The 26730-nt window shown below is 62.4% G+C and carries 28 protein-coding genes, 1 tRNA gene and 1 pseudogene; 13 read left to right on the top strand and 17 right to left on the bottom strand.

All coding sequences use genetic code 11. The features are described 5' to 3' along the window. Positions 1-41: 41 nt before the first annotated feature. Both AC1XDK_RS22790 and AC1XDK_RS22785 read left to right on the top strand, forming a co-directional pair. Entirely contained in the window at positions 42-1301 is a 1260-nt protein-coding gene (locus AC1XDK_RS22790; RefSeq protein WP_483352272.1) for a HEAT repeat domain-containing protein, read from the top strand. Between the two features lie 80 nt (positions 1302-1381). After that, entirely contained in the window at positions 1382-1534 is a 153-nt protein-coding gene (locus AC1XDK_RS22785; RefSeq protein WP_483352271.1) for a DUF7837 family putative zinc-binding protein, read from the top strand. Here the strand turns inward: AC1XDK_RS22785 and AC1XDK_RS22780 are convergent. Beyond that, positions 1528-1773: a hypothetical protein gene (locus AC1XDK_RS22780; RefSeq protein WP_483352270.1), complete on the bottom strand. Its 246-nt coding sequence runs from the start codon at positions 1771-1773 to the stop codon at positions 1528-1530. The two genes, AC1XDK_RS22785 and AC1XDK_RS22780, sit on opposite strands and share 7 nt — an antisense overlap. A gap of 76 nt (positions 1774-1849) precedes the next feature. Between AC1XDK_RS22780 and AC1XDK_RS22775 the strand changes: the two genes are divergently transcribed. Next, positions 1850-3535, top strand: coding sequence for a phospholipase D-like domain-containing protein (locus AC1XDK_RS22775; RefSeq protein ID WP_483352269.1), 1686 nt, complete (start codon positions 1850-1852; stop codon positions 3533-3535). A 12-nt stretch (positions 3536-3547) separates the two neighbouring features. Here the strand turns inward: AC1XDK_RS22775 and han are convergent, their stop codons facing one another. Continuing rightward, a complete protein-coding gene (gene han / locus AC1XDK_RS22770) occupies positions 3548-5458 on the bottom strand; it encodes a Hef-associated nuclease (protein WP_483352268.1) in 1911 nt (636 codons plus the stop codon). 181 nt (positions 5459-5639) lie between these two features. Between han and AC1XDK_RS22765 the strand changes: the two genes are divergently transcribed. The 3 genes from AC1XDK_RS22765 to AC1XDK_RS22755 all read left to right on the top strand — a co-directional run bounded on the left by AC1XDK_RS22765 (position 5640) and on the right by AC1XDK_RS22755 (position 7072). Further along, on the top strand, positions 5640-6128 hold the full coding sequence (locus AC1XDK_RS22765) for a Mov34/MPN/PAD-1 family protein (RefSeq protein ID WP_483352267.1): 489 nt from the start codon (positions 5640-5642) through the stop codon (positions 6126-6128). Then, positions 6125-6550 (top strand): FAD synthase family protein, encoded by a 426-nt coding sequence (locus tag AC1XDK_RS22760; RefSeq protein WP_483352265.1) that lies wholly within the window; start codon positions 6125-6127, stop codon positions 6548-6550. Before AC1XDK_RS22765 ends, AC1XDK_RS22760 begins: the two co-directional genes overlap by 4 nt. 81 nt (positions 6551-6631) lie before the next feature. After that, positions 6632-7072, top strand: coding sequence for a plastocyanin/azurin family copper-binding protein (locus tag AC1XDK_RS22755; RefSeq protein WP_483352264.1), 441 nt, complete (start codon positions 6632-6634; stop codon positions 7070-7072). Between the two features lie 53 nt (positions 7073-7125). Here AC1XDK_RS22755 and AC1XDK_RS22750 read toward each other — a convergent pair whose 3' ends face one another. The 4 genes from AC1XDK_RS22750 to AC1XDK_RS22735 are packed head-to-tail and all read right to left on the bottom strand — an operon-like array spanning position 7126 to position 9618. Continuing rightward, the gene (locus tag AC1XDK_RS22750) at positions 7126-7761 is read right to left on the bottom strand and encodes a 30S ribosomal protein S3ae (protein WP_483352263.1); all 636 of its coding nucleotides are present in this window, start codon (positions 7759-7761) and stop codon (positions 7126-7128) included. Next, entirely contained in the window at positions 7754-7993 is a 240-nt protein-coding gene (locus AC1XDK_RS22745) for a KEOPS complex subunit Pcc1 (RefSeq protein WP_483352262.1), read from the bottom strand. The genes AC1XDK_RS22750 and AC1XDK_RS22745 overlap by 8 nt, the downstream gene beginning before the upstream one ends. Further along, positions 7990-9153 (bottom strand): DHH family phosphoesterase, encoded by a 1164-nt coding sequence (locus AC1XDK_RS22740; protein ID WP_483352261.1) that lies wholly within the window; start codon positions 9151-9153, stop codon positions 7990-7992. Before AC1XDK_RS22740 ends, AC1XDK_RS22745 begins: the two co-directional genes overlap by 4 nt. Then, on the bottom strand, positions 9154-9618 hold the full coding sequence (locus AC1XDK_RS22735; protein ID WP_483352260.1) for a 30S ribosomal protein S15: 465 nt from the start codon (positions 9616-9618) through the stop codon (positions 9154-9156). It lies immediately after the preceding gene. Positions 9619-9883: 265 nt separating this feature from the next. On the opposite strand from AC1XDK_RS22735, the gene AC1XDK_RS22730 reads away from it, so the two are divergent. The 4 genes from AC1XDK_RS22730 to AC1XDK_RS22715 all read left to right on the top strand — a co-directional run bounded on the left by AC1XDK_RS22730 (position 9884) and on the right by AC1XDK_RS22715 (position 12250). Next, a tRNA-Ala gene (locus tag AC1XDK_RS22730) sits at positions 9884-9955 on the top strand. 187 nt (positions 9956-10142) lie between these two features. Then, positions 10143-10400 carry a hypothetical protein gene (locus AC1XDK_RS22725; protein WP_483352259.1) on the top strand — a complete coding sequence of 86 codons (258 nt, stop codon included), beginning with the start codon at positions 10143-10145 and terminating at the stop codon, positions 10398-10400. Positions 10401-10684: 284 nt separating this feature from the next. Then, the gene (locus AC1XDK_RS22720) at positions 10685-11695 is read left to right on the top strand and encodes an SMP-30/gluconolactonase/LRE family protein (RefSeq protein ID WP_483352258.1); all 1011 of its coding nucleotides are present in this window, start codon (positions 10685-10687) and stop codon (positions 11693-11695) included. 129 nt (positions 11696-11824) lie between these two features. Beyond that, on the top strand, positions 11825-12250 hold the full coding sequence (locus AC1XDK_RS22715; protein ID WP_483352257.1) for a methylated-DNA--[protein]-cysteine S-methyltransferase: 426 nt from the start codon (positions 11825-11827) through the stop codon (positions 12248-12250). Here AC1XDK_RS22715 and AC1XDK_RS22710 read toward each other — a convergent pair. Together AC1XDK_RS22710 and AC1XDK_RS22705 are read right to left on the bottom strand one after the other, a co-directional pair. Next, positions 12247-13125 (bottom strand): iron-sulfur cluster assembly protein, encoded by an 879-nt coding sequence (locus AC1XDK_RS22710; protein WP_483352255.1) that lies wholly within the window; start codon positions 13123-13125, stop codon positions 12247-12249. The genes AC1XDK_RS22715 and AC1XDK_RS22710 overlap by 4 nt on opposite strands. Positions 13126-13127: 2 nt before the next feature. Beyond that, on the bottom strand, positions 13128-14210 hold the full coding sequence (locus tag AC1XDK_RS22705) for an amidohydrolase family protein (RefSeq protein ID WP_483352254.1): 1083 nt from the start codon (positions 14208-14210) through the stop codon (positions 13128-13130). Between the two features lie 130 nt (positions 14211-14340). Here AC1XDK_RS22705 and AC1XDK_RS22700 point away from each other — a divergent pair, with 130 nt between their 5' ends. Continuing rightward, positions 14341-15384: an NAD(P)-dependent alcohol dehydrogenase gene (locus AC1XDK_RS22700; protein ID WP_483352253.1), complete on the top strand. Its 1044-nt coding sequence runs from the start codon at positions 14341-14343 to the stop codon at positions 15382-15384. A 61-nt stretch (positions 15385-15445) separates the two neighbouring features. On the opposite strand, the gene AC1XDK_RS22695 is transcribed toward AC1XDK_RS22700, so the two are convergent. After that, the gene (locus tag AC1XDK_RS22695) at positions 15446-16051 is read right to left on the bottom strand and encodes a DUF106 domain-containing protein (RefSeq protein ID WP_483352252.1); all 606 of its coding nucleotides are present in this window, start codon (positions 16049-16051) and stop codon (positions 15446-15448) included. A 131-nt stretch (positions 16052-16182) separates the two neighbouring features. Between AC1XDK_RS22695 and AC1XDK_RS22690 the strand changes: the two genes are divergently transcribed. Together AC1XDK_RS22690 and AC1XDK_RS22685 are read left to right on the top strand one after the other, a co-directional pair. After that, positions 16183-16323, top strand: a complete 141-nt coding sequence (locus AC1XDK_RS22690; RefSeq protein WP_483352251.1) for a hypothetical protein — start codon at positions 16183-16185, stop codon at positions 16321-16323. 111 nt (positions 16324-16434) lie between these two features. Continuing rightward, the gene (locus AC1XDK_RS22685) at positions 16435-18012 is read left to right on the top strand and encodes a DUF7289 family protein (protein WP_483352250.1); all 1578 of its coding nucleotides are present in this window, start codon (positions 16435-16437) and stop codon (positions 18010-18012) included. 2 nt (positions 18013-18014) lie between these two features. Here the strand turns inward: AC1XDK_RS22685 and AC1XDK_RS22680 are convergent, their stop codons facing one another. The 8 genes and pseudogenes from AC1XDK_RS22680 to AC1XDK_RS22645 all read right to left on the bottom strand — a co-directional run bounded on the left by AC1XDK_RS22680 (position 18015) and on the right by AC1XDK_RS22645 (position 26605). Then, positions 18015-18767: a DUF7289 family protein gene (locus tag AC1XDK_RS22680; protein ID WP_483352249.1), complete on the bottom strand. Its 753-nt coding sequence runs from the start codon at positions 18765-18767 to the stop codon at positions 18015-18017. After that, the gene (locus AC1XDK_RS22675) at positions 18764-19234 is read right to left on the bottom strand and encodes a DUF7266 family protein (protein ID WP_483352248.1); all 471 of its coding nucleotides are present in this window, start codon (positions 19232-19234) and stop codon (positions 18764-18766) included. Before AC1XDK_RS22675 ends, AC1XDK_RS22680 begins: the two co-directional genes overlap by 4 nt. Further along, positions 19231-19824 carry a hypothetical protein gene (locus tag AC1XDK_RS22670; RefSeq protein ID WP_483352247.1) on the bottom strand — a complete coding sequence of 198 codons (594 nt, stop codon included), beginning with the start codon at positions 19822-19824 and terminating at the stop codon, positions 19231-19233. The genes AC1XDK_RS22675 and AC1XDK_RS22670 overlap by 4 nt, the downstream gene beginning before the upstream one ends. Before the next feature lie 24 nt (positions 19825-19848). Continuing rightward, positions 19849-20166, bottom strand: coding sequence for a DUF7261 family protein (locus AC1XDK_RS22665; protein ID WP_483352246.1), 318 nt, complete (start codon positions 20164-20166; stop codon positions 19849-19851). Next, positions 20160-20786 (bottom strand): DUF7288 family protein, encoded by a 627-nt coding sequence (locus AC1XDK_RS22660; RefSeq protein ID WP_483352245.1) that lies wholly within the window; start codon positions 20784-20786, stop codon positions 20160-20162. The genes AC1XDK_RS22665 and AC1XDK_RS22660 overlap by 7 nt, the downstream gene beginning before the upstream one ends. Beyond that, the gene (locus AC1XDK_RS22655; RefSeq protein ID WP_483352244.1) at positions 20780-21208 is read right to left on the bottom strand and encodes a DUF7287 family protein; all 429 of its coding nucleotides are present in this window, start codon (positions 21206-21208) and stop codon (positions 20780-20782) included. Before AC1XDK_RS22655 ends, AC1XDK_RS22660 begins: the two co-directional genes overlap by 7 nt. Positions 21209-21210: 2 nt before the next feature. Continuing rightward, positions 21211-23261: pseudogene (locus AC1XDK_RS22650) on the bottom strand (type II secretion system F family protein). Beyond that, complete coding sequence (locus tag AC1XDK_RS22645; protein WP_483352243.1) at positions 23258-26605, bottom strand: type II/IV secretion system ATPase subunit; 3348 nt, start codon at positions 26603-26605, stop codon at positions 23258-23260. Before AC1XDK_RS22645 ends, AC1XDK_RS22650 begins: the two are co-directional and overlap by 4 nt. Positions 26606-26730 lie beyond the last annotated feature (125 nt).

The raw sequence follows: 26730 nt of genomic DNA, 5'->3' as shown, positions 1-26730 counted from the left end.
TTTTCGCATATGAGAGCAACGGCACAGCCGGGGGTGGACGCATGAGCGACGAAGACGCCGAGGAGACACAGGACTCCGAAGCGGAGGCCGAAGAGGAGACGGAACTCGTGAGTGCGGAGACCATCGAGGAGCAACTCGAAAGCGCGGAAGCCGAACTCGAAGAGGCGGACACGGAAGCAGAACTCGACGTCGTCGAGGCCAAACTCGACAAAATCGAAGGACTGCTCGAAAGCGCCGACCTCCCCGAACCGGACGAGGACGACGAGGACGCGGAGGACCCACGCGAGGAATTAGAGACGCACCTCTCGGACCTCCGGGACGAACTCGAAGACCAGCGCGGTCCGTACGCCGAAGACGTCATCAGCGACGTCGAGGACGCCGCCTCGACCATCACGGACACGCGATGGACCGACGACGGAAGCGAGGAACTCGTCACTGTCGTCGAATCCTTCGCCGAGACCGTCCAGGAAACGCTCGAAACGGATTTCAGCGTGACGCTCTCGCGCAACGCTGGCGACCTCGCCGAAATCCTCGAAACGACGGCAACCGCCATCGGCGACGCGGACCTCGACCCGGACGAGGACGCGGAGACCATCGAAACGCTCGTCGAAGCGACCGAGGAACTGCAGGCGGGCATCGATGACGCCGAGGAGTGGAGCGACCTGTCCACTCGCGAACAGCTCGAAGCCGAGGGATACTACGACGTGCTCGACCACCGCAAGGACTATCCCCCTGAATGGGGCGCACTCAAGGTGTGGGAGAAACGCGGCCGCGTCGACATGGTACTCCTCGCGCTCGATTCCCTCCAGTCGAACTTCATGGAACGTCACTGTCTGGAATCGCTCGAACGGATGGGCAACGAGGACGCGGTTGAACCCATGCTCCAGCGCGCCCAGCGCCGCGACAAGGACGCCATCAGCATCCTCGGGAAGACCGGCAGCGAGGACGCCATCGACACCATCATCGATTACGTCGATGCCGACCCCGGAATGGCGAAGACGGTCATCAAGGCGCTCGGGGAAATCGGAAGCGACGAAGTGACACAGGACGTCGCGGACCAACTCGTCGCCGACGACGCCGACGTTCGAAGCTACGCCGCACGCGCATTAGGTCGCATCGGCGACACGCGAGCCATCGAACCGCTCACGGACACGCTCGAAAACGACGAGAGCGACTCCGTTCGTGCGAGCGCCGCGTGGGCGCTGAACCAAATCGGCACCGAAAGCGCACTCGATTCGGTTCGTGAGTACTCCGACGACCGCGCGTACCTCGTCCAGAGCGAAGCCGAGAAGGCGCTGTAGTCGGCCGGTAAGCACCCCTTACCGTCGCGTAATCGGTCAATAACGAAGTGGCCTGAACCCGATTTTCGACCGAGAGGTTCATGGCGACCGAATCTGCCCAACTTGGAATGTGCCCGAACTGCGGAGGTACCATTACCAGTGGCTATCTTCTTATCGAGTACGACACCAAGGAAGGACAGGAACGGTTCGCCGAATGTCCGTCCTGTGCGGAAATCGTCCACCCCGCTCACTGAGCGAGGAACGTCGCGAAGAACTCCAGTGCGAACGCGACGGCGAGGCAGAACGCGCCGACGCGCCCGATCCACGTGTGCTGTTTTACCTCCATAGGAGAGATATCGAGGGTGTAGTCGTTGTAGTCCGGGTCGTACTCGATGTAGTTCGGTATCTGGAAGAACTCGAAGAAGACGAGAACCGCACCGATAGCACCCAACGCGTACCCCGCCAGTTCGAGTATAATCGGAACGTCGACCATACAGGTAGGGCGAAGGTAGCGGACAAAAATCCACCGCTCCGAGCGTTTATATTGGAAGACGAAACCAGAACCGCCTGTGTTCGCCAAAGTCGCATTCGCGGCCCTCTTGGTACTCGCCTCCGCCCCAGCGTTGGCGACACCGACGGTCCCAATTCGGACGGCAAGAACACTCGCAGAGTCAGCACCATCCGCACCGTCATCGGCGAACTCGCCGACCATCGTCGCCGTCTATCCGAACCCCGTGACGATGAACGACGTCGGCGAGTTCGTCGTCGTCTCGTTCCCGAAAGAGACGAACCTCTCGGGATGGACGCTTTCCGACGGCGAATCGACCGCTCTCCTTCCCACGCAAACCGTTTCGGGGCGGGTCGCGTTCTCCACGGCCCCGAACCGTACCGAGTCCCTCTCCTCGTTTCGTCCCCTTCCCCTTTCGAACCTCTCGCTCGCGAATTCGGGCGAGACGATCACACTGCGGCGAGAAACGACCACCGGAAGCGATAAAAACGGCGTCTCCGGCGAACGGGAATCCACATCGGAGCGCGTGGATTCGGTTCGCTACGTCGATGCTCCGGAGGGCGAGTACTGGCGGCCGAGCGCCGAGGAGTGGCGACCGCTCGGCGCGACGAACTTCTCCATCTCCCGGTCGGACGCCGCGAGCGTCCGGGTGTTCGTACTCCCGGACGACCCCGAAGTCCCCGCCGAAACGCTTCGAAATGCGGACCGTCGAATCTTCCTCGCCGGATACTCGTTCACGTCCCGCCGCATCGCGGACCTGCTCGTCGCGGCCAGAAACCGAGGTGTGAACGTCCACGTCGTCGTCGATGACGCGCCGGTCGGTGGTATTTCGACCCGCGAGGCGACGGTTCTCGACAGACTCGCCGCCAACGACATCACCGTCGAAGTCATCGGCGGGAAGCGAGGGCGATACGACTTCCATCACGCGAAGTACGCCATCGCGGACGACGAGGCGGTCGTGATGACGGAAAACTGGAAACCGGCGGGCGTCGGCGGCCACGCCAGTCGCGGTTGGGGCGTGGTCGTCGGTGGCGACGCCGTAACCGACCTCCGCGAGGTGTTCGCCGCCGATACGTCGTGGAACGATACGGTTCCGTGGACGGACTTTCGGAAGGGGCGGACGTTCAATCCGACGGCGCCCGCGAACGGTAGCTATCCGACGCGATTCCCCGCGAAACGCGTCCCCGTCGATTCAGTGAACGTGCTCACCGCACCGGATAACGCCGAATCGGGCGTCGTCTCGCTCCTCCGCTCGGCGAACGACTCGATTTCCGTCCAGCAGATGACGGTTGGCGGCATCGACCAACCGTTCGTCCGCGCGACGCTGGCCGCCGCCCGCCGTGGCGTCGAGGTTCGAGTCCTGCTCAGTAGTGCGTGGTACGTCCGGAAAGACAACGGACGGGTCGTTGACTGGCTGAACGAGCGGGCGGACGCGGAGGGACTGCCCCTGCAAGCGAAACTCGCCCAACCGGACGGGTACGAGAAGATTCACGCCAAGGGCGTCGTCGTGGACGAGCGTCACGTCGTCGTCGGCAGTCTCAACTGGAACAACCACTCCGCTCGCGAGAACCGGGAAGTCGCCGTCGTGCTCCACGGAGAGGCGGCCGGTGCATACTATGCCCGCGTCTTCGGGGCGGACTGGGGAACGGACGAGAGCACGTTTCCCGTCGGACTCGCCGGGTTCGTCGCTATCGGCGTCGCTGGTGCGGTTTGGATCGCAAAACGTGAGATTCGATTCGAACGCTAACCGGCAGAAGCGTCAGTCGTCCTGTTGATGTCCGACCGTCGTGCTCTGCAGGTCTTCGTCGAGTTCCGCGTCGGCCATCTTTTCGACGAGGGCGTCGAGGACCTGCTCGCGCATCCCCTTGACGAACTTGATGCTTCCGACGACGAGGTGGCCGCCGCCGCTGACGCCGCCCCCGACGATTTCCTCGTTGAGTTCCGTGACCATCTCGGGGATGTCGAGGCGGACGCCGTCGCTTCGAAGGACGGCGAAGTCCGGCCCGTAGCCGATGGTGATGACGGGTTCGCCCGTCTCCTGTACCTTCCGGTCGTGGATTTCACCGGTCGTCTTCCCCGGTGGCGGGTAGGTGAAGCGGTAGGCGTGGTTTTCCACGTCCACGCGGTAGAGGTGCGCCTCGCTCGCCAATCGCTCGTGTTTGACGTGCGGCATCGCGGCGTCGAGTTGCTGGTCGGTGTCGGCCTCGGCGCGCTCCGAGAGGAACGAGACGAGTTCCCGGTGGCGTTCCTCGTCGTCACAGCCGACGTTGAGCACGTCGTTGATGAGGTTGCGTCCGGGGTCATACTTCAGCCAGAACGCGCCGTAATCGAGCGCTTCTCCCATGTCGGAGAGGAACTCCTCGTCGTAGCCCTCGGATTCGGCGAGTTCGACGTAGTCCGTCATCGCGTCGGCCTTGGAGCGGTCGGAGATTCCGGCGACGGCGGGAACGTGGCGAAGTTCGTCCGTGATGCCCGGCGAAATCATCCGTGCGAGTTCGACGCACATCATTCCCGTCGTGATGCGGTAATCCTCGTCGTAGAGGTACGGGTTGACGTGGCCGTCGATGTACGGGTCCACCGCTTCCGGGTCGGGGTGGTGGTGGTCGACCACGAGAATCGGGATGTCGTAGTGTGCGAGGTTGGCGTACGCGGGAACGTCTTCCTCCGTGCTCCCGTTGTCGAGCATGAGCAGAAGCGGGAGTTTCTGGCCATGTCGAGCCTGATCTTCGAGCGCGAAGTTCAGGTCGCGGGTCACGTCCTCCATCTCGTAGAACGGTGCCTTGCTCGGCAGACGCTTGAACAGGTGACGCTTCGCCTCGGGCGCTTGGTGGGTCTCCTCGATGAACCGCTGGAGCGCGAGTTCGACCGGGAGGCTGGCACACATTCCGTCGCCGTCGGCGTGGTGGCGAACGCGAATCGGTCGGCTTTCGAGGACCGTGCGGCGGAGTTGTTTTGCGATCTCCCGGAGGTCGGGGAACAACTGTTCGAGCGCGGGCCATTCGATGAGCGGTTCCACCTCGTGAGGTTCCGCTCGCTCGTCGAGCGCCGTCTCGATTCTGTCGCGCACGACGTCCTCCTCGTCGCCCTCCAACGCGGTGAGCGACGTAACTTCGACTTGGAGCGACCCTTCGCGTTCCTCGACGACGCCGACGAGGTGAACGAGGTCCTCGATGTCGATTTCGGGGTGCGCGCGAACACCTGCTTCCTCGAAGGCGGCACAGGGGACGACGCCCGTGTGGTCGCTGACGTGGAAGATCGTCGGGCCGCCCGTCTGTTTTATCTGGACGACTTCGCCTTCGAGGTGAACGGTGTCGCCGACCTGTTCGGCGAGTTTGCCCGTCTCGGCGACTTCGTACTCGTGAGCGACGGCGACGGTTTCGGCACCGTCGGCATCGGCCGGCGTGAAACTCAGGTCGCCGTTGTCCCGGACTTCGACGAGTTCGACGACGAGTTCGTCGCCGACGTCGTACGACGTAGAGAGATTCGATTCGTGAACGAGACCGGAGACCGAGTCGGAGAGGTCAACGAATACGCCGTAATCGACGACACCGTTGACGACTGCGTGATACAGCTCTCCCTCGGACGTGTCGGAGAGAGTACAGTCCGCCGCGAGTTCGTAGACGACGGGGGTATCCGGTCCACCATCGGGACCGTCTTGAGAGGAGTTCATCTTGTGCGTTCTTTCGGCCGCGCTATTTTTAACGCTTTGCAACTGCGTTCCGGCCGCGAACCGATTCGTTTCGGGTCGCTCTCGACCGCTCGTTTCCGAACACGGCTCCGCGGTCGGAACAATCCCGCACCGTGCCGTTCCCTTCGCAACGTTTAGAACGAGGGCGGTCGGAGTGTATCACATGCGGCTGTTCCGGTCGAACGAAATTCTCGGCATCGCCGAGGGCGCACTCACGTTCGCCCTCGAAGCCTCCCGCGATGCGCATCCGAACGAGTACATGGGCTATCTCCGCGGCGAGGAGGCGAGGAAACTCGGCCTCGACCGCGAGGGACTCGTCATCACCGACGTACTCGTAATGCCCGGCACCGAGTCGAACAGCGTCAGCGCGACGGTGAAGACGAGCACAATCCCCAACGACATCAGGGCCGTCGGCTCGGTGCACTCGCACCCGAACGGCGTTCTCAGACCGAGCGACACGGATTTGGGGACGTTTCAGAAAGGGGCAGTCCACATCATCATCGGCGCACCCTACGAGCGGAACAGTTGGCAGGCGTTCGACCGGAAAGGGAATCCACAACGACTCGACGTCCTCGACGTTGAACTCCCCGAGGCGGAATCGTTCTTCGACTTTACGCAGGCGGACATCGACGAGGAGATGCAAGACAAGTGACACACGTACTCGCACAGGGAACCTTCGACATCCTTCACCCCGGCCACGTCCACTACCTCCGCGACGCCGCGGCGATGGGCGACCGACTGTCGGTCATCATCGCCCGCCGGGAGAACGTAACGCACAAGCAACCACCGATTCTGCCGAATCGGCAACGGCGGGAAATGATAGAGGCGCTCGCCGTGGTGGACGACGCGATCGTCGGCCACCCCGAGGACATCTTCGTCCCCATCGAGGAACTCGACCCGGACATCATCGTGTTGGGCTACGACCAGCACCACGACGACGACGCCATCGAAGCCGAACTCGACCGCCGCGGTATCGACTGCGTCGTTCGACGCGCCTCGCCGCTGGACTCCGACGAGGGCGAACTCCTCTCGACCGGGCGAATCATCGACAGGATCTGCGAGGAGCGCTGCTGAGGCCGAACTCGACTCCGTTTGCGGTTTCGCGCTGACCCGCGTTTCGAGAGACATATACGCCGGGAAAACCGAACGTGAGCCATGAACCGCCGAGCGTTTATGGCCGGGGTCGTCGGCGCGGCATCCGCCACCTTGGCAGGGTGTTCGAGCGTGATGAACATGGGGTCCGGTTCCGGATCCTCCTCCGGCGGCGACTTCGACATCGGGATGAGCGCGATGGCGTTCCACCCGTCGAAGTTCGAAGTGAAAGCCGGAACCACCGTCGTCTGGAAGAACACCGGCATGCGACGCCACAGCGTCACCGCCTACGAGGACGGCATCCCGGACGACGCCGACTATTTCGCGTCCGGTGACTACGACACCGAACAGGCAGCACGCGACGCGTGGACCCAAGGAAAGGGTGCGGTCGACCAAGGGCGGACGTTCGAACACACGTTCACCGTCCCCGGAAACTACGCCTACTTCTGTATCCCACACGAGAAAGCGGGCATGTCCGGCGTCGTCGTCGTCAAAGAAAAGTAAGAGACGTCTCTCGCCGGTCGGGTTTCAAAAAACGAAACGCAAAGCGTCGTCGGTTAGACTTCGGCTTCTTCTTCGTCCACGTCCACGGAGGTCTCCTCTTCCTCGGCGACCTCTTCGGGGTGGGCTTCCAGCGTCGCTTTCTGGATTTCGACGCGGCGAAGCGGGTAAATCGTCTTGGCCTCGCCGTAAATCGCGCTGGAGAGGCGACCTTCGACGACGCCGTCGATGAGGTCCTGGAAGGTGTGGTCCTTCGCGGACTCCTGCACGATGTCGATCATCGTGCGACGGATGGCCTTCTCCTGACTGTGGTCCGCCTTCTTCGTCGTGAAGGCGACGGGCTGAATCTGGACGCGGTAGTCGTCCGAGGTCAGCACCGTGACGTACGCCTCGACCTTCGAGGCACCGCGGCGGACGAGGCTGCGGAGGTAGTCGCGGGTGAGTTCGTGTCGGACGAACTCCGTGTATGCCGCGTCGCTACCCACGTCGTTGATTTTGAAGGCCAACTTCGTGTTGTTCTCGCTGGCGTTGTTCGTCAGTTCGCCGAGCGTTGTTTCGATGGTGCGTCCGAGCACCTTCTCCGGTTCGTCTGCGGGGGTCGTTCCAAGCTCCTCTCGGTCGAACTGCTCGGGAGCGAGGACGGTGTACCACCGCTTTTCCTGTGACTTCTTCGAGACTGATCGTTCACTCATAGTTCGTGTTTGTGTGTTGGTTTGCCGTCTGTACTACCTGCGTTGCCACCGAGAGGTTCACGACGTAATCGTCGATGGTCGTCCGGAGTCCGCCGGTCGTCTCGCGTTCGATGTGCGTCACAATCGTGCCGTCCACCACGCTCGTGTCGATTTCGGGCGTGTTGTCGGGCACGACTGCCGCCGCGATACGCTCTGCGTCCGGCAACTCCGTTCGAATCGTCGCTCGTCTCATAGTGCCTCCCGGAACGCTGAAAGGAACTCCTTCGCGTCCGCGTCGAACCGCGCGTAGCCCTGCCGTTCGGTTCCGGTTCCGTCGCCGCCGAGTTGTGACCCCGCTCGTTCCATGGCGTCCCCGATGTCGGAGACGTCCACGGTGGAGTCACCCTTCCCGCGGTCACTGATGGCGACCGCGGCGGCTTCGTGGTCGGTGACGACCAGCGCGACCGGTTCCGGCGACCTGAAATCGCCGAGGAGTCGCGCCGCCGTCACGACCGGTACGTCGTCCGTTCGGGCGACGAACAGGCCGTCGTAGCGTCCCGTCGTCGCCTCCTGAAGCGCCGCGTGGGCCGTCTTCGCGTGCGTGCGCCACGCGTCGAGTGCGGGCGTACGGGCGTCGTGACCCAGTGCGAGCGCGATGCCGGTCCCGGATTGCTCGCGGGAAACTGCATCGAGAACGTCGGCGTAACCGCCGAGCGTCGCGAACGGACCGTCCGAAAGTTCGTACGGCCGAAGCGCCCGCTCGACCGTTTCGGCCGCTCGCGGCGTCGCGTTCTCCGGTCCGGCGACCGAGAGCGCGACGAGCGAGGCGACCCGTCGATGGGCGTCGTCGTCGAGTTCGACCGGCAGGCCGAGTTCCGCGAGTTCGGCCTGTACCGCTTCCACGGTGCCGGAGAATCCGGCGTGAAAGAGCGTCGAATGGGCTAATCCGTCACCGAGGTCCTTGGTCGGCGTCGAAACGCCGGGGCGTCGCGTCAATCGGTCGTCCGCCGCTTCGAGCAGTCGCGCCATCCCGTCCGTCCCCGGCGAGCAACCCGCTGCAACGGTGCCGGCAAGTGCCAGCACCGAGTCGGGCTTTCCGCCGAGTTCGGTCGCGATATCGAACGCGACGACGCTCGTCGGGCGACCGGGTAGCGAGACGTCACCACCGCTCGCGCCGACCGTGACGACGAGTTCGTCGTCACGGGAATCGACTCGTCGGGCGGGCAAGGTGGTTACACTCACTTGAAACGGAATCCCGACGGTCGCACATGCACGGGCGAGGAGACCGCTCGATGCGAGCGCGTCGCCGTCGGCCTGTGCGACGAGTCGAACGAAGTCGGCGTCGCGGAGCGTCGCGGCGATGTCGCTCGCGGAGCGGGCGTCCTCGGAAGCGGTTCGACCGGACGTGGACATCTATTCGAAGAGTTCTTTCGCGTTGTCGTAGGTGTACGTGAAGTCCTCGTCGAGTTTGTCGCCGCGGTAGTAGTTGACCAGACGGCGGACCTTCGACTCGGTGTTCTGCAGCGAGCGCTTGTTCTGCTTGTCCTGTGGGTTCTCGTCGACGTGCTCACGCAGGCGCACGGCGCGAACCATCAGGTTCTCGAGGTCTTCCGGCAGCTCGTTCGCCGCGTCGTTCTCCTCGAGGATTTCGGTTACTTTCTTGCCCGTTGCAAGCTTCACGTTCGGGACAGGCGTGCCGGTCACGCCCTCGTCGCGGAGCTTACCCCCGATTTCGCTCGGGCTGTAGCCTTGTTCCGCGAGTTCGACGACGCGGTCTTCCACGTCGTCAGCATCTACGTCGCTCCACTCCGGTGGTTCGTCTGCCACTGGTCGGTCCGAACCGGACGACCCGCGGCGTCGGGTGTGCATTCGTGCCATTGTTTGAGGATAGGAACTGCACGAGCCGCTGACGCTGGCGGTGGGTTCCGCCAGTCGTGACACAAGTCACGTTGCACGTCCGCAATCCCAGAGCCGTGAAATCTCACGACGAGTCGGATTTGCGGCTGTGCCGTTCCCTACGGGGGACGAAACGACGGAGACAGTTAAATCGTTGCTATTCGACCCGCCGTGCTACCGTCTGCCGATGTGGCACGAATTTCGAGAGGTTTATCAATGGTCGCCCGGAAGAAGTGAGTGCAGACGAGGGCTCGTAGATCAGGGGTAGATCACTCCCTTGGCATGGGAGAGGCCCCGGGTTCAAATCCCGGCGAGTCCACTTCTTTCCGTCACTTCGTTCAGTCAATCAGTGGACTCGCCGGGAGTCCCCCTCGCTCACGAGGTTCGCTCGCGGGACTCCCGGCGAGTCAATGACGAACGTAGTGAGAAATGGACGAGCGAGATTGTATTCATCGTCACATTCCGAGTGCCAACAACAATACGGTTCGACTACAAATCACGTGTTAATGAGTCGCTCGCGCTCCCCCCGTCACTATCTTCACGCGGAACTGCTCGAGCAACCGCATCGCATCTCGCTCTCCTGTGCGCTTGTGGCGCTTTTTCTCGCCGGATTGACCTTCGCCACTGGAGCGACCTACATGGGGTCCGGCCACGCCGTCGTGGCGAGCTTTCTCCTGTTCGTCAGTTCGTTCCAGTATCGAAAACACGCGAGGAGTTCCAGCGGAAGGAGTTCCAAGCGTTCCAAGAAGATGGAGCGACTGTAGCGAGCGCGAAATTTGGGGGAGTCGTGACGGCTATGGACCCGCTGCTCGCTCACTCGCCAAACCGAGCGAAAGGGTCACCTCCGACTTCAGGTACTATCGATACTATAGCTTGATTTTTTAGCGTTGGCAATCATCCACGAAAAGCCGACACGTGTCGAATCGCTTCGCGAACGGTGCCGAACTGACGGCCTATTTGTGTCGCCTCGATAATTCCCACACACAGTAAATAATATTTATCTTTGAAAACTATTATTTATTATTAGAACGATAATCTCTGCGGAGTTATGGCTGAAAAAACGATAACCGACCTGTGTTCGGGGACGGTTTCCCGACGGCGAGTGGTCGAAGGTACGGGTGCATTAATCGGTATGGCTGCGGCAGGAGGTGTCAGCGGCGGTAGTACGTCGGAAACGTCGAGTGCGAAAAAAGACGAATCGGAAGAGTACGAGGTCATCGCCAACTACGACTGTGTAACGGGCGAAGGGCCTCTCTGGCATTCGGCGGAACGGCGGGTGTACTGGTCCGACATTCCGACCGGCCGGATGTTCCGCTACGATCCGAGCACCGGGGAGCACGAGCAGTTTTACGACGGAGACGTCGTCGGCGGCTACACGATTCAGGAAGACGGGTCCCTCCTGCTCTTCATGGCACAGGGGAAAGTAAAACGATGGAAAGATGGTTGTCTCACGACCGTCGTCGACGGAATCTGTGGAGAAGAGGACTCCCGGTTTAACGACGTAATCGCGGATCCGAAAGGGCGCGTGTTCTGTGGAACCATGCCGACGGAGGACCATCTCGGCAGTCTGTATCGACTCGACACCGACGGGAGTATCGTCGAGATGCTGGACGGAATGGACATTCCGAACGGCATGGGGTTCACTCCCGACCGAAAACGGATGTACGTCACCGAATCGAACGAGTGGAAGATCTATCTGTTCGATTACGAAAAGGAAACGGGCGAGATTTCCAACCAAACGACGTTCGTGCAGACCCCCGAAGGAGATGGAGTTCCCGATGGTCTGACCGTAGATGCGGAGGGACACGTCTGGTCCGCTCGCTACAACGGAGGAGGTGTATACCGCTTTTCGCCGGATGGAACCCAGGAGAAGAAAATCGACTTGCCCGCGAAGAAGACGACCAGTATAACGTTCGGCGGGGAGGAGTACGCGGACGCCTACGTAACCGCTGGTGGCGGAGAAGACAAGGAAGCGAACGGGTCGGCAGCGGGTGCGCTGTTTCGAGTCGAGACTGGTGTAACTGGGGTCCCCGAGTTTCGGTCTCGAATCATCATCTGATTACACACGACGAGCGCATCGAGGTTCGCATATTCGACTGTGGATCAGTTTCGGTCCGCACCCAGGAGTCATATCTTCCACCAGCATAAGGAACCACGAAGGAATTCGAACGACGGTAGGAGCACCAATATGAACGTAGACATCTTCGAAACGACCATCGAAATCGACGACGCCCGAGTCGTCGAGTCGAGCGCCGAAATCAGGAAACAGATACGAGAGTACGAATCGGGCGACCGCACGGATTTCGACCTGCACGTCACCGTTCCCGACGGGATGACCGGGACGGTGATGAACGCGATGGCCGACATACCGTACGGAGAAACGCGGACGTACGGTGAACTCGCCACGGCCCTCGATACGACGCCCATCGCCATCGGGCAAGCGTGCGGTCGAAACCCGGTTCCGTTGGTGGTTCCCTGTCACCGTGTCGTGGGAAGCGACGGGTCATTGAAGGGTTATTCGGCGGCCGACGGAGTCGCGACGAAGCGACGCTTACTGGACCTCGAATCCGAAGTCCGTGAGCGTTCCCGGCAGACGCGGCTACCGACGCGTTAATCGGCGCGTCGCGCCTCGTGGAGGGCGTCACAGACGCCGCCCTGCCCGTCCATGTTCACCCGTGCGAGTCGCGCCCGGCGGTGGACGAGTTCTGCCCGGTCCGGGTCGATGGGGTCCCCCTCCGGCGTTCGAAAGAAGCGTCCGTCGCCGTCGGCGAAACAGCCCACCCGCTCGGCCTTTTCGAGATATCGAACTAACGGGTCGGCGTCCACCACGACGGCGAGTGCGCCGTCTCGAACGGCGACGGTGGCGTACTCCTCGCCGGGGAGGAGGTTCACGTCCTCGCGGGACAGCGACGCTATCTGCTCGTGAGTCAAACTCGCCGCCACCAGCGCCTCGACGGCGACGTACTGCCGTGCGAGTCGGGCTTTCGAGTCGAGGGTCGCGCGGGTCGCCTCGATTCCCCCGTCTGCGTCGGGGAACGTCTCGTCGAAGTCCCACCCACCGTTGACGCCCTCCGTGACTTCCTGTGCGTGCATGTGGTCGTTCAGATACATCTCACAGCGGGCGACGCCCGGAATCGCTTCGACGGCTTCCCGCCCGTCGAGGGCCATCATCCACGCGAAGGCCGGCGAACACCACGCCGTCGGAAGGGTGAACGTCACTCCGACGTGCGCGCCGGATTTTTCGGGGTCGTCGGCCTCGTCGCGTTCGCCGGTCTCGATGTCGATGTCGTCGATGTAGTCGAGTTCCACGATGGACCGGTCGAGTTCGGGGTCGGTCACACCGTCGAGCGCCGACCGGACGGCCGCTCGGGTCGGAATTCCCTCGCCGTTTCCGTCCGGATGGCCGGTTTTCGAGTCGTTCGATTGGGACTCGTGCGTCTCCGATTCGTTCGCTCCCGGTTCGTTCGCGTTCGGAGTGTCCGTGGACATGGTCAGTCGGCCGTCGTGGAGTCCGTCGTTTCGTAGTGCGTTTCCAACCCGAACTGTTCGGTGATGGCGTCCTCGCGGAACTGTCGCTTTTTCTCCTCGATGTCGATATCGTACAACTGGGCGGCGTTCTCGCCCATGATTTTGCGCATGACTTCCGGCGTCAACTCGACGCCGTACTCCTCTTTTTGTTCCTCGGTCAGTTCGGCGTTCATCACCGTCTCGACCAACCAGTCGGGGTTCCACAGCGCGTAGTCGCTCCCGAACAGTAGGCGGTCCTCGCCAAGCCAGTAGAGGAGTTCACCCATGATTTCCCCGAACTTCCGCGGGCGGTTCTGTGCCATCGGCGCGGCCACCGCGAGGCCGCCGTACACGTTCGGTTCCTGCGCGGCCAGCCAACAGAAGTCGTCCAGTCGGGGCAGGCCGACGTGTTCCACGACGAAGTTCAGGTCCGGGAACGACGTGGCGGCGTCGTCCACGTCCTTCACGTCGAAGGCGTCCTTGTTCAGCGGCCGAATCGTCGGTCCCTTGTGTGGATGGATGTTCTCGATGCCGAGTTCGGCACACTTCTCCAGATACTCGAACGCTTCCTCGCTATCGAGCCGCCACCCCTTCGAGTCGTCGAGCCACTCGGCCGTGTAGAGTTTCACGCCTTGGATGTCGAACTCCTCCTTCTGGCGTTCGAGTTCCCGCAACCCCTCCTCGCCTTCGCGTGGGTCGAAGCGACCGTTGACGATGAATCGGTTCTCGTGGTCGGACGCGAAGTCGGCGTTCGTATCCACCGTGTTGAAGCCCTCGTCGTAGAACTCCTCCAAGTGAGTCGGCTGGAAGATACCCATGTCCACGGCACCGTTGCCGAACAGGTCCTCTATCATGCGCTCCTGTGAATACTTGCGATACTCCTCCAACGTCCACTCGCGTTCCGCCGGTGTGAACCCGGTGTGGTAGTCGTAAAAGCAGCGGATGAACTGCTCGCCGCCCTCGTGAATGATGTTCTCCTCGCTCGCGTCCCAGAAGTGAAGGTGTGAGTCGATGACGAACACGTCCTCCTCGTTCTCCCATCGACCGTCTCCGGTTCCACGGTACATACCGCCCAAAGTAACGGGCTACTAGCACATAATCTTCATTTACAATCATGTTATATGTGGTGCGGAAATCATATCCGAACTGGTTAGTACACGAATGTTTATGCGTAATTCGGCGGTTATTCTACGCGCCATGGAAGCCGCACGCCTGCACGAGTACACGGAGGAGATGGAAGACGCCCTGCAAATCGACGAAGTGGACCGGCCGGAAGCGAGTCGGTCGAACCACGTCGTCGTGAAGGTTCGGGGGGCGGGGTGGTGCCAGACGGACAACCACGTCATCGAAGGGATGTGGACGGATTACGTGGAGCAGGAACTGCCGATGACGCTCGGCCACGAGAACGCCGGGGAAGTGGTCGAGGTCGGAAGCGAAGTCCACACCGTCGAGGAGGGCGACACGGTCATCTGCCATCCGGTGATGACCTGCGGGCAGTGTCGCCAGTGTCGCCTCGGGGAGGACATGTACTGCGAGAACGTCCAGTTTCCCGGCCTGACGACCGACGGCGGGTTCGCCGAATATCTGCTCACCAACGAGCGTGCGGTAATTCCCCTTCCCGACGGGGTGGACCCAGTCGATATCGCACCGCACGCCGACGCCGGAATCACGGCCTATCACGCGGTCAAGAAGGCCACCCGCGAACTCAACCCCGGCGACCACGCCGTCGTCATCGGCGTCGGCGGATTAGGACACATCGGCCTCCAGTGTTTAGACGCGATGAGCGCCGCCGAAATCACCGCCCTCGACGTGAAGGCGGACGCCCGCGACTTGGCCGACGGCCTCGGCGCACACCACACGGTGGACCCAAGTTCGGAGAACGTCCCGGACACGATAACGGACATCACGGACGGCGCGGGTGCCGAACAGGTCATCGACTTCGTGGGCGCGGACGAGACGACGGGCTACGCCCCGGACATCGTCGCGCCCGGCGGCGACCACCATATCGTCGGCTACGGCGGCCACGTCCACGAACCCTCCCAGTCGCTCGTGGACGGCGAGTTCGCCTACCGCGGAACGCTGGTGGGCCGCTACACGGAGCTACAGGAACTCGTGAAACTCGTCGAGCGCGGCGACGTGACGCTTCACACGACGAGGTACGACCTCGACGACATCAACTCCGTCGCGGAAAAGCTCGAGCACGGCGAAATAGAGGGTCGTGCGGTCATCATGCCGACGTAGGCGTTCTACCCGGTGTGAGTGGAGGACTCCGGATTTTCGTTCTTTTTCGTTTTCCACACGGTCACGCGAGGACGCGAGAGAGCACGCGCCGCGAGACGAAACTGAACGAAATCGACCCGCCGAGGTACCAGACGAGCCAGATTTTCACCGGGCCGACGAGGGTGGCGGTCAGTGCAACGTGCCCGACGACGGGGAGCGAGAGCGCGACCGGAATCGTCGCCGCCGCGGGGTTCACCATCGCCCAGCGAATCCACAGGAACACCGGTATCGTGAGCAGCATGCTCCACACCATCGGGCGGAACTGCAGTTTCAGCATCGTCATCCACGACTGCATCAGTTCACGCTGGTCGTCTCCAATGGCGTCCGCATCGTCGTCCGGCGGCGATTGCAGTTGCCCCTGCAGGGTTTTCATCCGCTCCTGTAATCGCTCCATTGCATCGGAGTCTTGCAGGAGGAGTTGAAGCGTCGTCGAGTACAATCCGGTCGCACCGGCCAACCCGAACAGGAATATCGAGACGGGAACGAGCGTGGCCAGCGGACTGAGAACGACGTCGAGCGTCGCTACGACCGCACTCTGAACCGGCGTGAGATAGTAGCCGGTCATGAGGACGAGCGCGAACGCGCCGGCCAATTTGTCGTACACCGTCCAACCGTTTTCGAGGACCATACCCGACGTACCTATTCGCTGAACATCAACTTTCTCCTCACGTACTTTCTTCCGGACATTTTCCCGGAACGGTGAAGCAGAACAGCTGATCGCGTCCCGATGGTAGACGGTGCAAATCGGGAGTGGCACCCATGACGCCGAACACGACCACGCACGAACTGCATCACGCCTACGACGATTCGATAACTGGCACCCTGACAGTTCGGGAGGGTCACACCGTCGGGAGCGAATTTCTCCGCTATCACAACGAGCGAATCGCCGACTTCCGATAAACACACGCTTACAGGCCCGAACCACCCGAACGTCCGGTTCGATTTCCGACCATTCGTTTCTATTGACTTTTTGCCATAGATTTATGCGGTTTCGAGATGGAAATCGGAACTATGACACGTCGGAAACCGAACATTCTTCGGGAAGACCGCCGCGGGCAATCGCCGCTCATCGGTGTCGTTTTGATGATCGGTTTAGTGACGGTTTCCGTCGTGGGCGTCCTCCTCATCGGTTCGTCCGCTGTCCACGAGATTCGTGGGGCGGTGGAGGTACAGAACGCGGAACACGCGATGCGGGAGGTGGACGCCAGATTGAGTCAGGTCGCGTTCGGGACGAACGACGAACACGTCCTCGATTTCAGCGGTCAGAATGGCAACGTCGAGGTCACACACGACGGGGCGATGACCATCTCGCTCGTGAACGGGTCGAACGCGGCGTGTCGCAAGCGTATCGAATTCGGTGCCATCGAGTATCGCGGCGAGGACGGCGACGTGGTGGCGTATCAGGCGGGTGGCGTCTGGAAGCGAACCGATGACGGGAGCGTCATGGTATCGCCGCCGGACATGCAGTACCGAAACGGCACCTTCAGTTTCCAGTTGGTGAACGTCACCGGGTCCGCGAGTGGCCCCGTCGAGCGACTCCGGGCGACGAAAAACGTCACGGCCTCCCGTGCCGACAGCGAGGAGTTCCGTGAGGCGTTCGACGCACCGCGGTGCTCCCCGCCGGACAACGCGACGCTCACCGTCGAGAGCGACTACTACCGGGCGTGGGCCGACTTCTTCAGGACGCACGTCGACGGCGGGACGGTGACGGTGGACGACGGCAACGAAACCGCGTCGCTGACCGTCATCCTGAGCGGTTCGACGGCCCAGAGCGACGACAACAGCGTCAGCGCCCAACGGAACGCTTCCGTCAGCGTGGACGTACTCGGGACCGAGATATCCTCGGGGAGCGATTTAGAATGGGCGTACAACGACACGACCGACGAGTGGGAGGTCCACGGGACGAAACGAAACGCCGCCATCAACATGCGCATCAACATCGGCGACGACACTTACGAACCGTGGGGCGACGGTGTCGGCCCGACGGACGTCATCAGACACGACATCAACGACCCGACCCACGGCGAGGGCTATCACTTCTCCGAGAACGTGAGCGCGGGCGACGTCATCAGCGTGGAGGGAACCGCGTACGGTATCGGCTCCGTCGATTGGGGTTCGTCGGCGACGAAACGACTCAACCAGTACGAGTCCGGCGGAGAGCAGTACGATTACGTCTGGGAATCCTACCGGACCGACTACGAAGGGTCGCTGATGACCAACATCGTCGTCGAGGCCGACGGGACAGGAACGAACGAGGGGAACGTCGTACTCCTCGCCGACGGGATGGAGGTGCCGGGGTACGGCTCCGCGAATCCCGAACAGCGGAACATGTCCCAGATGCTCGGCGACCGAATCGACGACACCGGCTACCTCGACCTCGACCCGAACGAGTTCGTGTTGGTGTACGAACTCTCCTGTGCCGACGCGACCACCGACGACATCGGGACGGGGAAATGCGGAAGCGGCGACCCCGACTACAACGACGCGGTCGTCCTCATCTCGATTCACGAGGAGGGAAGCGTCGGGGAACCGGAGGACTTCCGCGTCCACGTGACGATGAATCAGGTCACGATAGAGCGGGCATCGTGAGGTCAGGTCCGTATGGCGAACACGACGGTCGTCTCACGGACGACCGCTCGCCGGGTGTGACACTCGTACCACGTCCCGTTTTTCGACCATCCGTTGGCTTCGAAGTAGCGACGCCACGCGGCACCGTTGGGTGACGACTCGACGTTCAGCCTGACCGTCGTGGCCCGTACACCGTCCTGCGGGGTCGCATCCGTCGGAAAGACGAGTTCCGTCGATTCGGTCCGTCCGACGAGAAGAACCGAACCCTGCGTGCTGACCGCGGAGGAACCTCCCCCTTGTTCGACCGAAACCGAGGAGACGAACGCCCGGTCGGGCCCGCAGGCGAACGCCGGCGGGCGAATGGTGAAGCTTCCGCCGTCGCTTCGAGCGAAAACGGCCCCCGCTTCATACGCTACGACGTCGCCGTCGTGGGTGTAGACGAGCGCACCGCGTGACAGAGTTCGGTTGAACTCGACCGCGGACGGACTCGTCCGGTCGACGACGAGTCGGAGTTCCGTCCCCTGTTCCATCGAAAGCGTCCCACCGGACAGGCGAACCTCTCCGGCGCGGGCGGGAGTGCGGCCACGTTGAAGGTCGTCGAACGTCGTCGCCAGCGCCGAAAACGCCCGCTGGGCGTTGCGCGACTGCTCCGCGTTGCGGGCGTCGGTCAACGACCCGACGCCGCTGACGTAGAGGATACCGACGGACGCCACGATGATGGCGAAGATGAAGATGAAGCCGAGCACTTCGCTCACCCCTCTCTCGTCGAACGTCACGGGTCCGTCACCCCGAGCGTTCCGTTCGCGGTGTCGTATTCGATGACGACGGTGCCGCCGGACACGTTCCCCCTCCGAACCGGCGTTTCCGTGGCGAACGGGACCGTCACCCTCACGTCGTTCGTGGAGAGGACGAGACACTGTTGACCGTGGCACGGTGGGCCGCCGGTCACGAGTTCGACCGAGTAGTATCTGCCCGCGACCTGTCGCCGATGGGTCGCCCGCAGTCGAACCGTGGGGTTCTCCCCGGCCCGTACGAGGGTATCCACGCTCGTCAACTCGCTCGCCATCCGCTCGCCGACGACGCCGAGTTCGTTCCGTGCTGCTTGCGTTCGCTGGTTCTCCACCAGTCCCCCGGCGGCGGTGATGAGTCCGCCGAGGAGCACCGCCGTAATCGCCATCGTCAGGGCGTACGTGATGGTGGTCGAAACCGCCCGGTCGTCGGCCGCGAGTCGCGTGGGAATCATGGTTCGTAGAGGACGGTTCGAAGGAGCGTTCGGTAGGTCAGTTCCGGCGTCGCGTAGGTCAGCCGAACCGAGACGTCGTACACGACGTACGTTCGGTACGGCGACGCGGCGGAGTCCGTGTGGACCGACGCCGACGGAATCGTCGCGTCTGTTCCGTTGAGGAGGACGGAGTAGTTTCCGCTCGCGTTCGCGCCGTTCCGGTACGCCACGTCGTAACCGTCGCCGACGCCGTCCGCGAACGTGAACGAACACCCCGACGCGGTCCCGTTGCGGAAGTCGATGCGAACCCGGTCCGCGGTGACCGCACAACTCGCCGTCGGAATCGAGGACCCGTTCGTTCGCACGACGACGTCGCTCCCGTTCCGGTGGAGCGAAAGCGTCCAGTTCGCGGACCCGTCGGTGGTCGTCACCGCGAAGGAGGTGTTGGCGTCTGTCGAAAGCGACGACCGGTTCACCGCGGCGACGTACCGTCGAACGTCCGCGTTCTGCGCGACGGTCCAGTTGCTCGCATTGGTCGCACTCGTGAAGTTCCCGCCGGAGCTCTGTTCGATACCCGTTCCGACCGTTTCGTTGATGACGGTGAGGTTCAACGAGGTGGGTGCGCGCCGGGAGAGTCAGAGTCCGATGAGCGTCCCGAACTCCGCGACGTTCCCGCTAACCGCGGTTCGAACCGCGTTCGGCGAGTCGTATCGCTCCACGTAGTCGACCCGTCGAACGAGCGAACCGATGTCGTCCCGTACGAGGGCGTGTGCGTCCCGCGCGTCGCGCGTCGACGAAATCGGTTCCCGATTGGCGACGTTCTCCGTGTAGAGGACGCTGTTGAGGACGACGACGACGCCGACTAACGCGATTGCGATGACCACAGCACCGACGAGGATGAGTTGTCCCCGGTCGTCGCCGCGCAGGCGTCGGCGTTCGCTCCCGCCTACCATACGACCAACCGCACCTCCAGGACGTTGTAGACGACGCCGTCGGTGACGTCGGGCGCGTAGAACCCGTCCGACCCGAGCGATTCGAGCGTCGCGTTCCCGCCGTCGTCCGGCGCGGTCAACCGGTCGTCGTCGTACAGAACGACGGTGTGCGTCGCCGTCACCGCGTTCGCAGACGGGACGCCGCGGTAGACGACGCGCTCCGTGGCGACTTCCGTCGGGTCGCCCGCCAGTTGGTAGCTCACGTACAGGTTGTACGTGTAGCCGCGAACCGTGAACGCGTCGTGGAGGGTTTCGCCGAGCGAGTCGCACACGCCCACCGGGGACCGGGCGGGCGCGCAGGGCGGTTCCGATCCGTATCCCACTTCGCTGTCGTTTGTGTAGGCGAACCCGCCGCTCGCGTTCCAGTAGCGGGTGAGGTTTTCCAGTGTCCCGTCGCTATCGACGGTCCTGAGCGCGTCGTTCGCTTGGACGCGGAGTTGTGCTTTCACGTCTTGGTCCACCGTCCCCGCCGTCGTCGGCGTCAACACGATGGACTGGAAGACGAACAGCAAGGCGGTCAGCACGACCAGTGCGCCGACGAACCCCTCCAGCGTGTACGCCTGCCCCCTGTCGTCTACCATACTCTCACCGTCAGTCGGTAGGTCTCCGCTCCGATTCGGACGATGCGACCCGTCGCGGCGGTCGGATGGTCGCCCGGCGCGTCGCCTGCTGATCGATTGACGATTCCGGTTTCCGCATCGACGAGCGTGACGTTGACGTCCGTCGTCCGCGGGAATCCGAACACCCGACGGAGTTCCGTCTCGTTTTGCTCGAAGAACCCGCCGGTTCGGTTCCAATCCAACACGTTCGGTTGCCCGTCGACGGAGAGGTCGGTGACGATGAACGTCGCGCCCCGACTCGCGCGAGCGGTGGTCGAATCGTCTATCGGCGCGTTGAACGGGGTGAAGATGCTCGGCAGAAACGCGACGACGAACGCCACCGTCAACAGGAACACGCTGATGCCGAGGACGTAATCGTTCAGCGTCTGGCCTCTGTCGTCCATGGTCAGCCGACCACCATCCACACGCCGAGCGCCGTCGTCGCCAACACGACGGCGAACTTGACGCCGGACAGGAGGTCCGCGTCGCGGATGTAGCCGCTGATGAATCCCGAGAGGATGGCCTGAATCGTCACGGCGTGGAAAAAGAGCATCGAGAGCGTCTCGGTATCGACGCCGCCGCCGAAACTCGGGCCGGACGAACCCACGCCCGACGCACCGGCGGCCCCCCCCCGTTTCCGCTCGCGCTCGCCGAGAGGTTCGCCATCACGTCGAGGAACTGCATCTTCAGAATCGCCATCACGGCGAGGAGGGTGAGGTACGTCATCATGATGATAACGACCTGCATCCGGGCGCGAGACCGACGCTCCCGCGTGATGTCGTCCTGATTCTCGCTCGTCTGTGCCGCCGTGGTCAGAACGGCCGTAATCTGGCTCGACGCCTCCTGTGCCTTGCTGATGAGCTTCACCGTCCGGGCGAGTCGAGGGATGTGATACCGGTTGTTGAATTCGATGAGCGCCGCCTTCATACTCATGCCGTACTCGACCTTCGCGTGCATCCGGTCGAACTCGTCGGCGAGCTTCCCCGATGAGGTCTCGGCGACGGTTTTCACGGATTCGAGCAGCGTCAAGCCCGTGTCGTTCGCGCTGGACAGTTTGCGAAGGTCGTCCGAAAGCTTCCGAATCACTTTGTGACGCGAGCGGACGTTCCACTCGCGGAAGACGGCGAGCGGAAACCCGTTCACGTACAGCGGAATATAGACGTAGACGAACGTCGTCCACGTGGGGTTCGCCCGAAGGCCGTCGAACGACGACGCCACGGCCCCCGTCCACACCGCGCTGGCGACGAGCACCACCGAGGTCGGAACCGTGATGCCGAGGACGTACAGCGGGTTGTCGCGGAAGAAGACGTGCGGTCGTTTCAGCAATTCGAGGGTGGTGTGAGTTCCCTCTCGGCTTTTGATTCGGTCGAAGACGGAAAACTCGCCGACGAACTCCTCGACGAGGCCGAGGTGGAGGAGGCCGGACCCGGAGACGGTTTCGAGGCGGTTCGTCCCCTCACCGGAGTCGAGGTAGCCGTCACCCACTTCGTCCTGTTTCACGGTCGAGACGAGGACCAGGAAGCCGACGCCGATGAGCGGAATCAGGGCGTACACCGTCCCGTAGAGCAGTATCTCCTGTGCCTTTCCGAGCATGCTCATGATGACGAGGATGATGATGAGGAGCAGGGGAAACAGCGAGAGCGTCATGTACATCTCGCCGAACAGTTCGAGGGTTTCGAGCGTCAACTCCTGTTCCTGCTTGGCCGTTCGCATGTGTTTGTCCTTCTTGTCGTCTAAAAACCGGGTCATGTTCCCGCCGCTGTTGATTATCGAGAGCATGTCGGTGAAAAACTGGGCCAACTCGTCGCTCGGCGTTTCGAGCGCCCGCGTTCTGATGGCGTTTCGATAGTCGATGTCGAAGTATTCGGTCTCCTGCACGACGCTCTGGAACTCGCGTGACACCTCGCCGTAGGTGTCGTCCGCCTTCGCCATCGCCTCCAGAATCTCTAATTGATTCAGACCACCGATGGAGAGAGCGTACATGAACGAGACGGCGTCCGGCAAGAGCATGTTTATCTCCCGCTTTCGCTCCCCGGCACGGCTATACGGGATGACGAGTACCGTTCCGAAGCCGGTCAAAAATCCGACCGCGCCGAGGACGAGGCCGGTTCCGAGGACCAGCGCGGGAACCTTGAGCGCGTTCAGTACGTCGGCGAGGGGTCCCGAGACGGGCATTCCGAGCCAAACGCCCGTTCCGACGATGTCGAACCGCAGGAGGAGATACCCGAGAAACAGTCCGACCAACCACAGGACGAGTCCGGCGAGCGTCCCGATTGCGAGGCCGCGCGAGAGGTACAACTCCGCCGTCTCGGACATCCGCGCCTCGGCGAGTTTCCCTTCCAACTCGGCGGCGAAATCGCTGTTCTCGGGGAAGAGGCGCTCGTACAGCGGATAGAAGGCGTCGGCGAGCGCGGACGCGCTCGACCCGCCTCGTGCGGACGCGGAACCGAGGCTCATCCGTCGTCCTCCGATTCTGCCGTCCCCTCGTCCTCGTCGTCTTCATCGTCCCCGTCATCCACGTCGTCCGTGACCGTCGCCTCCTCGAACCCGCCGAACGGGTCGTCGTCGAGCGCCGAATCGGGAACGCTCTCGGGTTCTCGTTCGGCGTCGACTTCACGGGCAAAATCGGGTTCCCGCTCGAAGCTCGATTCGCTCCCGCCTCGCGGGCCGCCGGTGCCGCTGTCGCTCGTCGGTTTCGCCGTCCCCGCGAGCGCGACGGCGAGCCCCTTTTCCGAGACGGAGACGTCCCGATAGCCGTCGAACAGTCGGTCCTCCGCGTCGGCGAGGATGTCCTCCGACAGGTCCGCCATTTCACGGGTCGGGTCGGGTCGCGGGACCATCTCCTCTTTTTCCGGGTCGATGTCGATGAGGACGCTCTCCATCTCGCGGAGGTCGGCGAGGCTGTCTTCGAGCGCGTCGTTCGCCACCAACGCGAGGATGGTGTCGGGGTCGTTGATGAACGCCTGAATCGTCGCCGCGACCTGCGTGTACTCGTTCAGGCCGTTGTCGATGAGGTAGGCGAGGATGGTCCGCCGTTTCAGGAGTTCCTCGTCCAGCCGCGACTGGTCCCACCCGCGGTCGAACTTTATCTCCTCTAGCGTGTTCGACCCGGTGAGCGGTTCGTGTTCGTCCGTTTCGGCGCGCCACTGGAACACGTCCTTGACGTTGATTTCGTCGTTTTCCGTGTCGTAGTGGTTGATTTCCGTCAGCGACTTTGTCCGGCGAACCTTGCTCCCCTTCACCCGCGTTTGGGTCTGGACGGACACCAAATCGAGCGCGGTGAACAGCGTCTTCGAGACGTTGATGGGTTCCGTGGTGAACCGCTTCAGCACCTCGCCCACCGTGTCCGCGTGGAACGTCGTGTAGGTCGTGTGTCCCGTGGACATGACCTGAAAGAGCGTTCTCCCTTCCTCGCCACGAATCTCGCCCATCACGATGTAGTCGGGCCGTTGGCGGAGCGCGGCCTCCAGCAGGTCGAACTCGTCCACGTCGCCCTTGTCGTCGTCCGAGAACGAGGGACGGGTGACGCTCGCGATCCAGTTTCGCTGTGGCAGTTCCACCTCGCGCGTGTCCTCGATGGAGACGATTTTCGTGTTGCTCGGGATGAACAGCGAGACGGCGTTGAGGCTCGTCGTCTTCCCGGACGCCGTCCCTCCGGCGAAGATGAGCGAGCGGTGGTTCTCGATGGCCAACCAGAGGAACGCCATCTCCTCCAGCGAGAACGTGTTCCAGTTGATGAGGTCGATGGGCGTGAACGGCACGTCCTTGAACTGGCGGATGGTGTAGTTCGTCCCGTGGTCGGACACCTCTCGCCCGAGCGTCAACTGGGCGCGTGACCCGTCGGGCAAGGTGGCGTCGACCTGCGGTTGGCGCTTGCTGATGCCTTTTCCCGACCGTTGGGCGAGTTTGACGACGAAATCGTCCAACTCGGTCTCCTCATGGAAGACGTTCGTGATGACCTGTTCGTAGTCCGAATGGTAGACGAATACCGGCGAGTTGTAGCCGTCACAGGAGATGTCCTCCACGTTGATGTCGTGTTTGATACCGTCGTTGCGTTCGTAGCCGATGAAGTTCCGCTTCAGGACGTACAACAGCTTTTCGACCTGATACTCCGTCAGCGTGTCCGCGTCCTCTTCCAACAGGGCGGATTCCGGCCGGGCCATGATGCCGTCGAGTTCGCCACCCGTTTCGTCCACCTCGTGTTCCTCGATGGTCTCCTCGATTCGGGTTCGAACCGCCCGACGAAGGCTCTCGTCCCCGGCGCGTTCGCGGAGGAGGTCCTCCCACCGCGTCCGAAGCTCCTCGACCCGACTCCGTTCGGCGGTAGGTGGCGGTTCGTCCGAGTCCGACGGTTCGAGCGGCTTCGTCGCTGTGACGGTCCTGTTGACCTCAGATTCGACGGGTTGAGGGGCGGTTTCGACCGCTTCGCTCCCGGCGTTCCCTTCGTCGGTATCCCGTCCTTCCTCGGGAATGTCGCGTCCCGTTTCGGTTTCTGGGGTTTCCGTCTTCCCTGCTTTTTCCACTCGCCTCGCTCGCTCGATGTCCTCGTGCTCGGACTCGCTATCGTCGTCTTTGGTACCGTCGTCGGCGTTCGGTTCGTCCGGGACTGTGACACTCGCTTCCGACGTCGATTCCTCTTCAGAATCCGACGTCGCTTTCCCGTCCGATTTCGACTTCGACTCGGAATCGAGCGAGTCGGTGACACTCGCCCGCTTTTCTCGAAAGCTTCCAACGTACGGTTCGGCGCGCTCGCGGACGGTTCGAAGCGTGTCGTCGGTTCGCGTCTCGATTTCGGCGGCGTACCGCGTCCACGTTTCGCGTGCGCTGTCGTACCCCGAAAGCGTTCCCCTGAGCAGTTCGGCGATTTGGTCGTCGTCGAGCATGTACAGGTCGTAGCGCGACAGGAGGCGAAGCGCCTCGCGCTCGATGACGTCCTCGCGGGCCACCTCGTCGGCCTCCACGGCTACCTCGTCGCTGGCATATTTGATGGAGGTCCTGAGTTTGCCGGTCAGGAACTCCCGAAGGTCCTCTTCGATTCGCGTCCGATACGGTTCCACGAGATGGTACTTCGTCTCGTTTTCCTTCTCGGAGTGGAAGACGATGACGAACGAGTAGGGTTTGTTCACCCAGTAACGGTCCACCTCGCGGAAGTGGTTCTTCTTCGGAAGCGCAACCGCCTTCTCCAAATCGTAACGGTTGACGACCGTCGTGTACCCCTCGACGGTCGAAAAGAAGGCGTCCTCGTCCAGTTTCTCGGGAACGTCGAGCGTCCGCTCGTCCTCGATTTCGAGGAGTTTTCGGGCCTTTGTCGCACCTTCCGTGAGCAAGTCCGGCAAGTCCTCCTCCTCGAAGCCGAGCCAGTCGGCCTTCTCGAACTCGACGACGTTGCCCTCCTCGTCGCGGGGTTTTTCGTGCGGTTTCTCGCGGTCGGGGTCGTAGTAGTACTCGTAGCGGAAGTGCTCCCAGTAGTAGCGTCCGAGCGCGACGGGCGTCTCCTCGTAGTCGAGAAACGATTCGAAATAGTCCCCGAGCGCCCCCGCGTTTTTCGCTGCTGTCTCGACGCGCGCGTCGGTTTCGTCGGGTTCGAAGCCGAGGAACTCCGCGGCCGGAAACGGACGCGGTTTGCCCCGCCAATTCGTCGGCGGCGTCCCGTCCTCGTAGAAGAACTCCTCTTTGAACTCCTCCCACGAGTACGACCCGACGGCGACACGTGGTGGAAGTCCGTCCGAGAGGCGGATTCCATTGGGTCCGGTGTCGTCGGGTCCCCCACTCCCGAGCGCTTCGGACTCATCACTAGCCATTGACTATCGTCAAACACTAATCCATTAAAAAGACTTGTTAAAATTAATATATATGTGTTATTTTTCACATTTGGATCCATCGCTTTCCAGTCGCGTGATTTCGGCACCACAGAGGGGAGACATCT

This window comes from Haladaptatus sp. HS23, from assembly GCF_056892285.1.
This window is presented reverse-complemented; position numbering and strand designations above follow the sequence as displayed.

Excerpts from the sequence above, each read along its gene's own strand:
- AC1XDK_RS22790 (WP_483352272.1), top strand. The coding sequence starts at position 42 with ATGAGCGACGAAGACGCCGAGGAGACACAGGACTCCGAAGCGGAGGCC.
- AC1XDK_RS22785 (WP_483352271.1), top strand. The coding sequence starts at position 1,382 with ATGGCGACCGAATCTGCCCAACTTGGAATGTGCCCGAACTGCGGAGGT.
- han (WP_483352268.1), bottom strand. The coding sequence starts at position 5,458 with ATGAACTCCTCTCAAGACGGTCCCGATGGTGGACCGGATACCCCCGTC.
- AC1XDK_RS22725 (WP_483352259.1), top strand. The coding sequence starts at position 10,143 with ATGAGTCGCTCGCGCTCCCCCCGTCACTATCTTCACGCGGAACTGCTC.
- AC1XDK_RS22780 (WP_483352270.1), bottom strand. The coding sequence starts at position 1,773 with ATGGTCGACGTTCCGATTATACTCGAACTGGCGGGGTACGCGTTGGGT.
- AC1XDK_RS22755 (WP_483352264.1), top strand. The coding sequence starts at position 6,632 with ATGAACCGCCGAGCGTTTATGGCCGGGGTCGTCGGCGCGGCATCCGCC.
- AC1XDK_RS22690 (WP_483352251.1), top strand. The coding sequence starts at position 16,183 with ATGACGCCGAACACGACCACGCACGAACTGCATCACGCCTACGACGAT.
- AC1XDK_RS22675 (WP_483352248.1), bottom strand. The coding sequence starts at position 19,234 with ATGATTCCCACGCGACTCGCGGCCGACGACCGGGCGGTTTCGACCACC.
- AC1XDK_RS22765 (WP_483352267.1), top strand. The coding sequence starts at position 5,640 with ATGCGGCTGTTCCGGTCGAACGAAATTCTCGGCATCGCCGAGGGCGCA.
- AC1XDK_RS22665 (WP_483352246.1), bottom strand. The coding sequence starts at position 20,166 with ATGGTAGGCGGGAGCGAACGCCGACGCCTGCGCGGCGACGACCGGGGA.
- AC1XDK_RS22735 (WP_483352260.1), bottom strand. The coding sequence starts at position 9,618 with ATGGCACGAATGCACACCCGACGCCGCGGGTCGTCCGGTTCGGACCGA.
- AC1XDK_RS22720 (WP_483352258.1), top strand. The coding sequence starts at position 10,685 with ATGGCTGAAAAAACGATAACCGACCTGTGTTCGGGGACGGTTTCCCGA.
- AC1XDK_RS22750 (WP_483352263.1), bottom strand. The coding sequence starts at position 7,761 with ATGAGTGAACGATCAGTCTCGAAGAAGTCACAGGAAAAGCGGTGGTAC.
- AC1XDK_RS22660 (WP_483352245.1), bottom strand. The coding sequence starts at position 20,786 with ATGGTAGACGACAGGGGGCAGGCGTACACGCTGGAGGGGTTCGTCGGC.
- AC1XDK_RS22700 (WP_483352253.1), top strand. The coding sequence starts at position 14,341 with ATGGAAGCCGCACGCCTGCACGAGTACACGGAGGAGATGGAAGACGCC.
- AC1XDK_RS22695 (WP_483352252.1), bottom strand. The coding sequence starts at position 16,051 with ATGGTCCTCGAAAACGGTTGGACGGTGTACGACAAATTGGCCGGCGCG.
- AC1XDK_RS22645 (WP_483352243.1), bottom strand. The coding sequence starts at position 26,605 with ATGGCTAGTGATGAGTCCGAAGCGCTCGGGAGTGGGGGACCCGACGAC.
- AC1XDK_RS22745 (WP_483352262.1), bottom strand. The coding sequence starts at position 7,993 with ATGAGACGAGCGACGATTCGAACGGAGTTGCCGGACGCAGAGCGTATC.
- AC1XDK_RS22740 (WP_483352261.1), bottom strand. The coding sequence starts at position 9,153 with ATGTCCACGTCCGGTCGAACCGCTTCCGAGGACGCCCGCTCCGCGAGC.
- AC1XDK_RS22705 (WP_483352254.1), bottom strand. The coding sequence starts at position 14,210 with ATGTACCGTGGAACCGGAGACGGTCGATGGGAGAACGAGGAGGACGTG.
- AC1XDK_RS22655 (WP_483352244.1), bottom strand. The coding sequence starts at position 21,208 with ATGGACGACAGAGGCCAGACGCTGAACGATTACGTCCTCGGCATCAGC.
- AC1XDK_RS22715 (WP_483352257.1), top strand. The coding sequence starts at position 11,825 with ATGAACGTAGACATCTTCGAAACGACCATCGAAATCGACGACGCCCGA.
- AC1XDK_RS22685 (WP_483352250.1), top strand. The coding sequence starts at position 16,435 with ATGACACGTCGGAAACCGAACATTCTTCGGGAAGACCGCCGCGGGCAA.
- AC1XDK_RS22710 (WP_483352255.1), bottom strand. The coding sequence starts at position 13,125 with ATGTCCACGGACACTCCGAACGCGAACGAACCGGGAGCGAACGAATCG.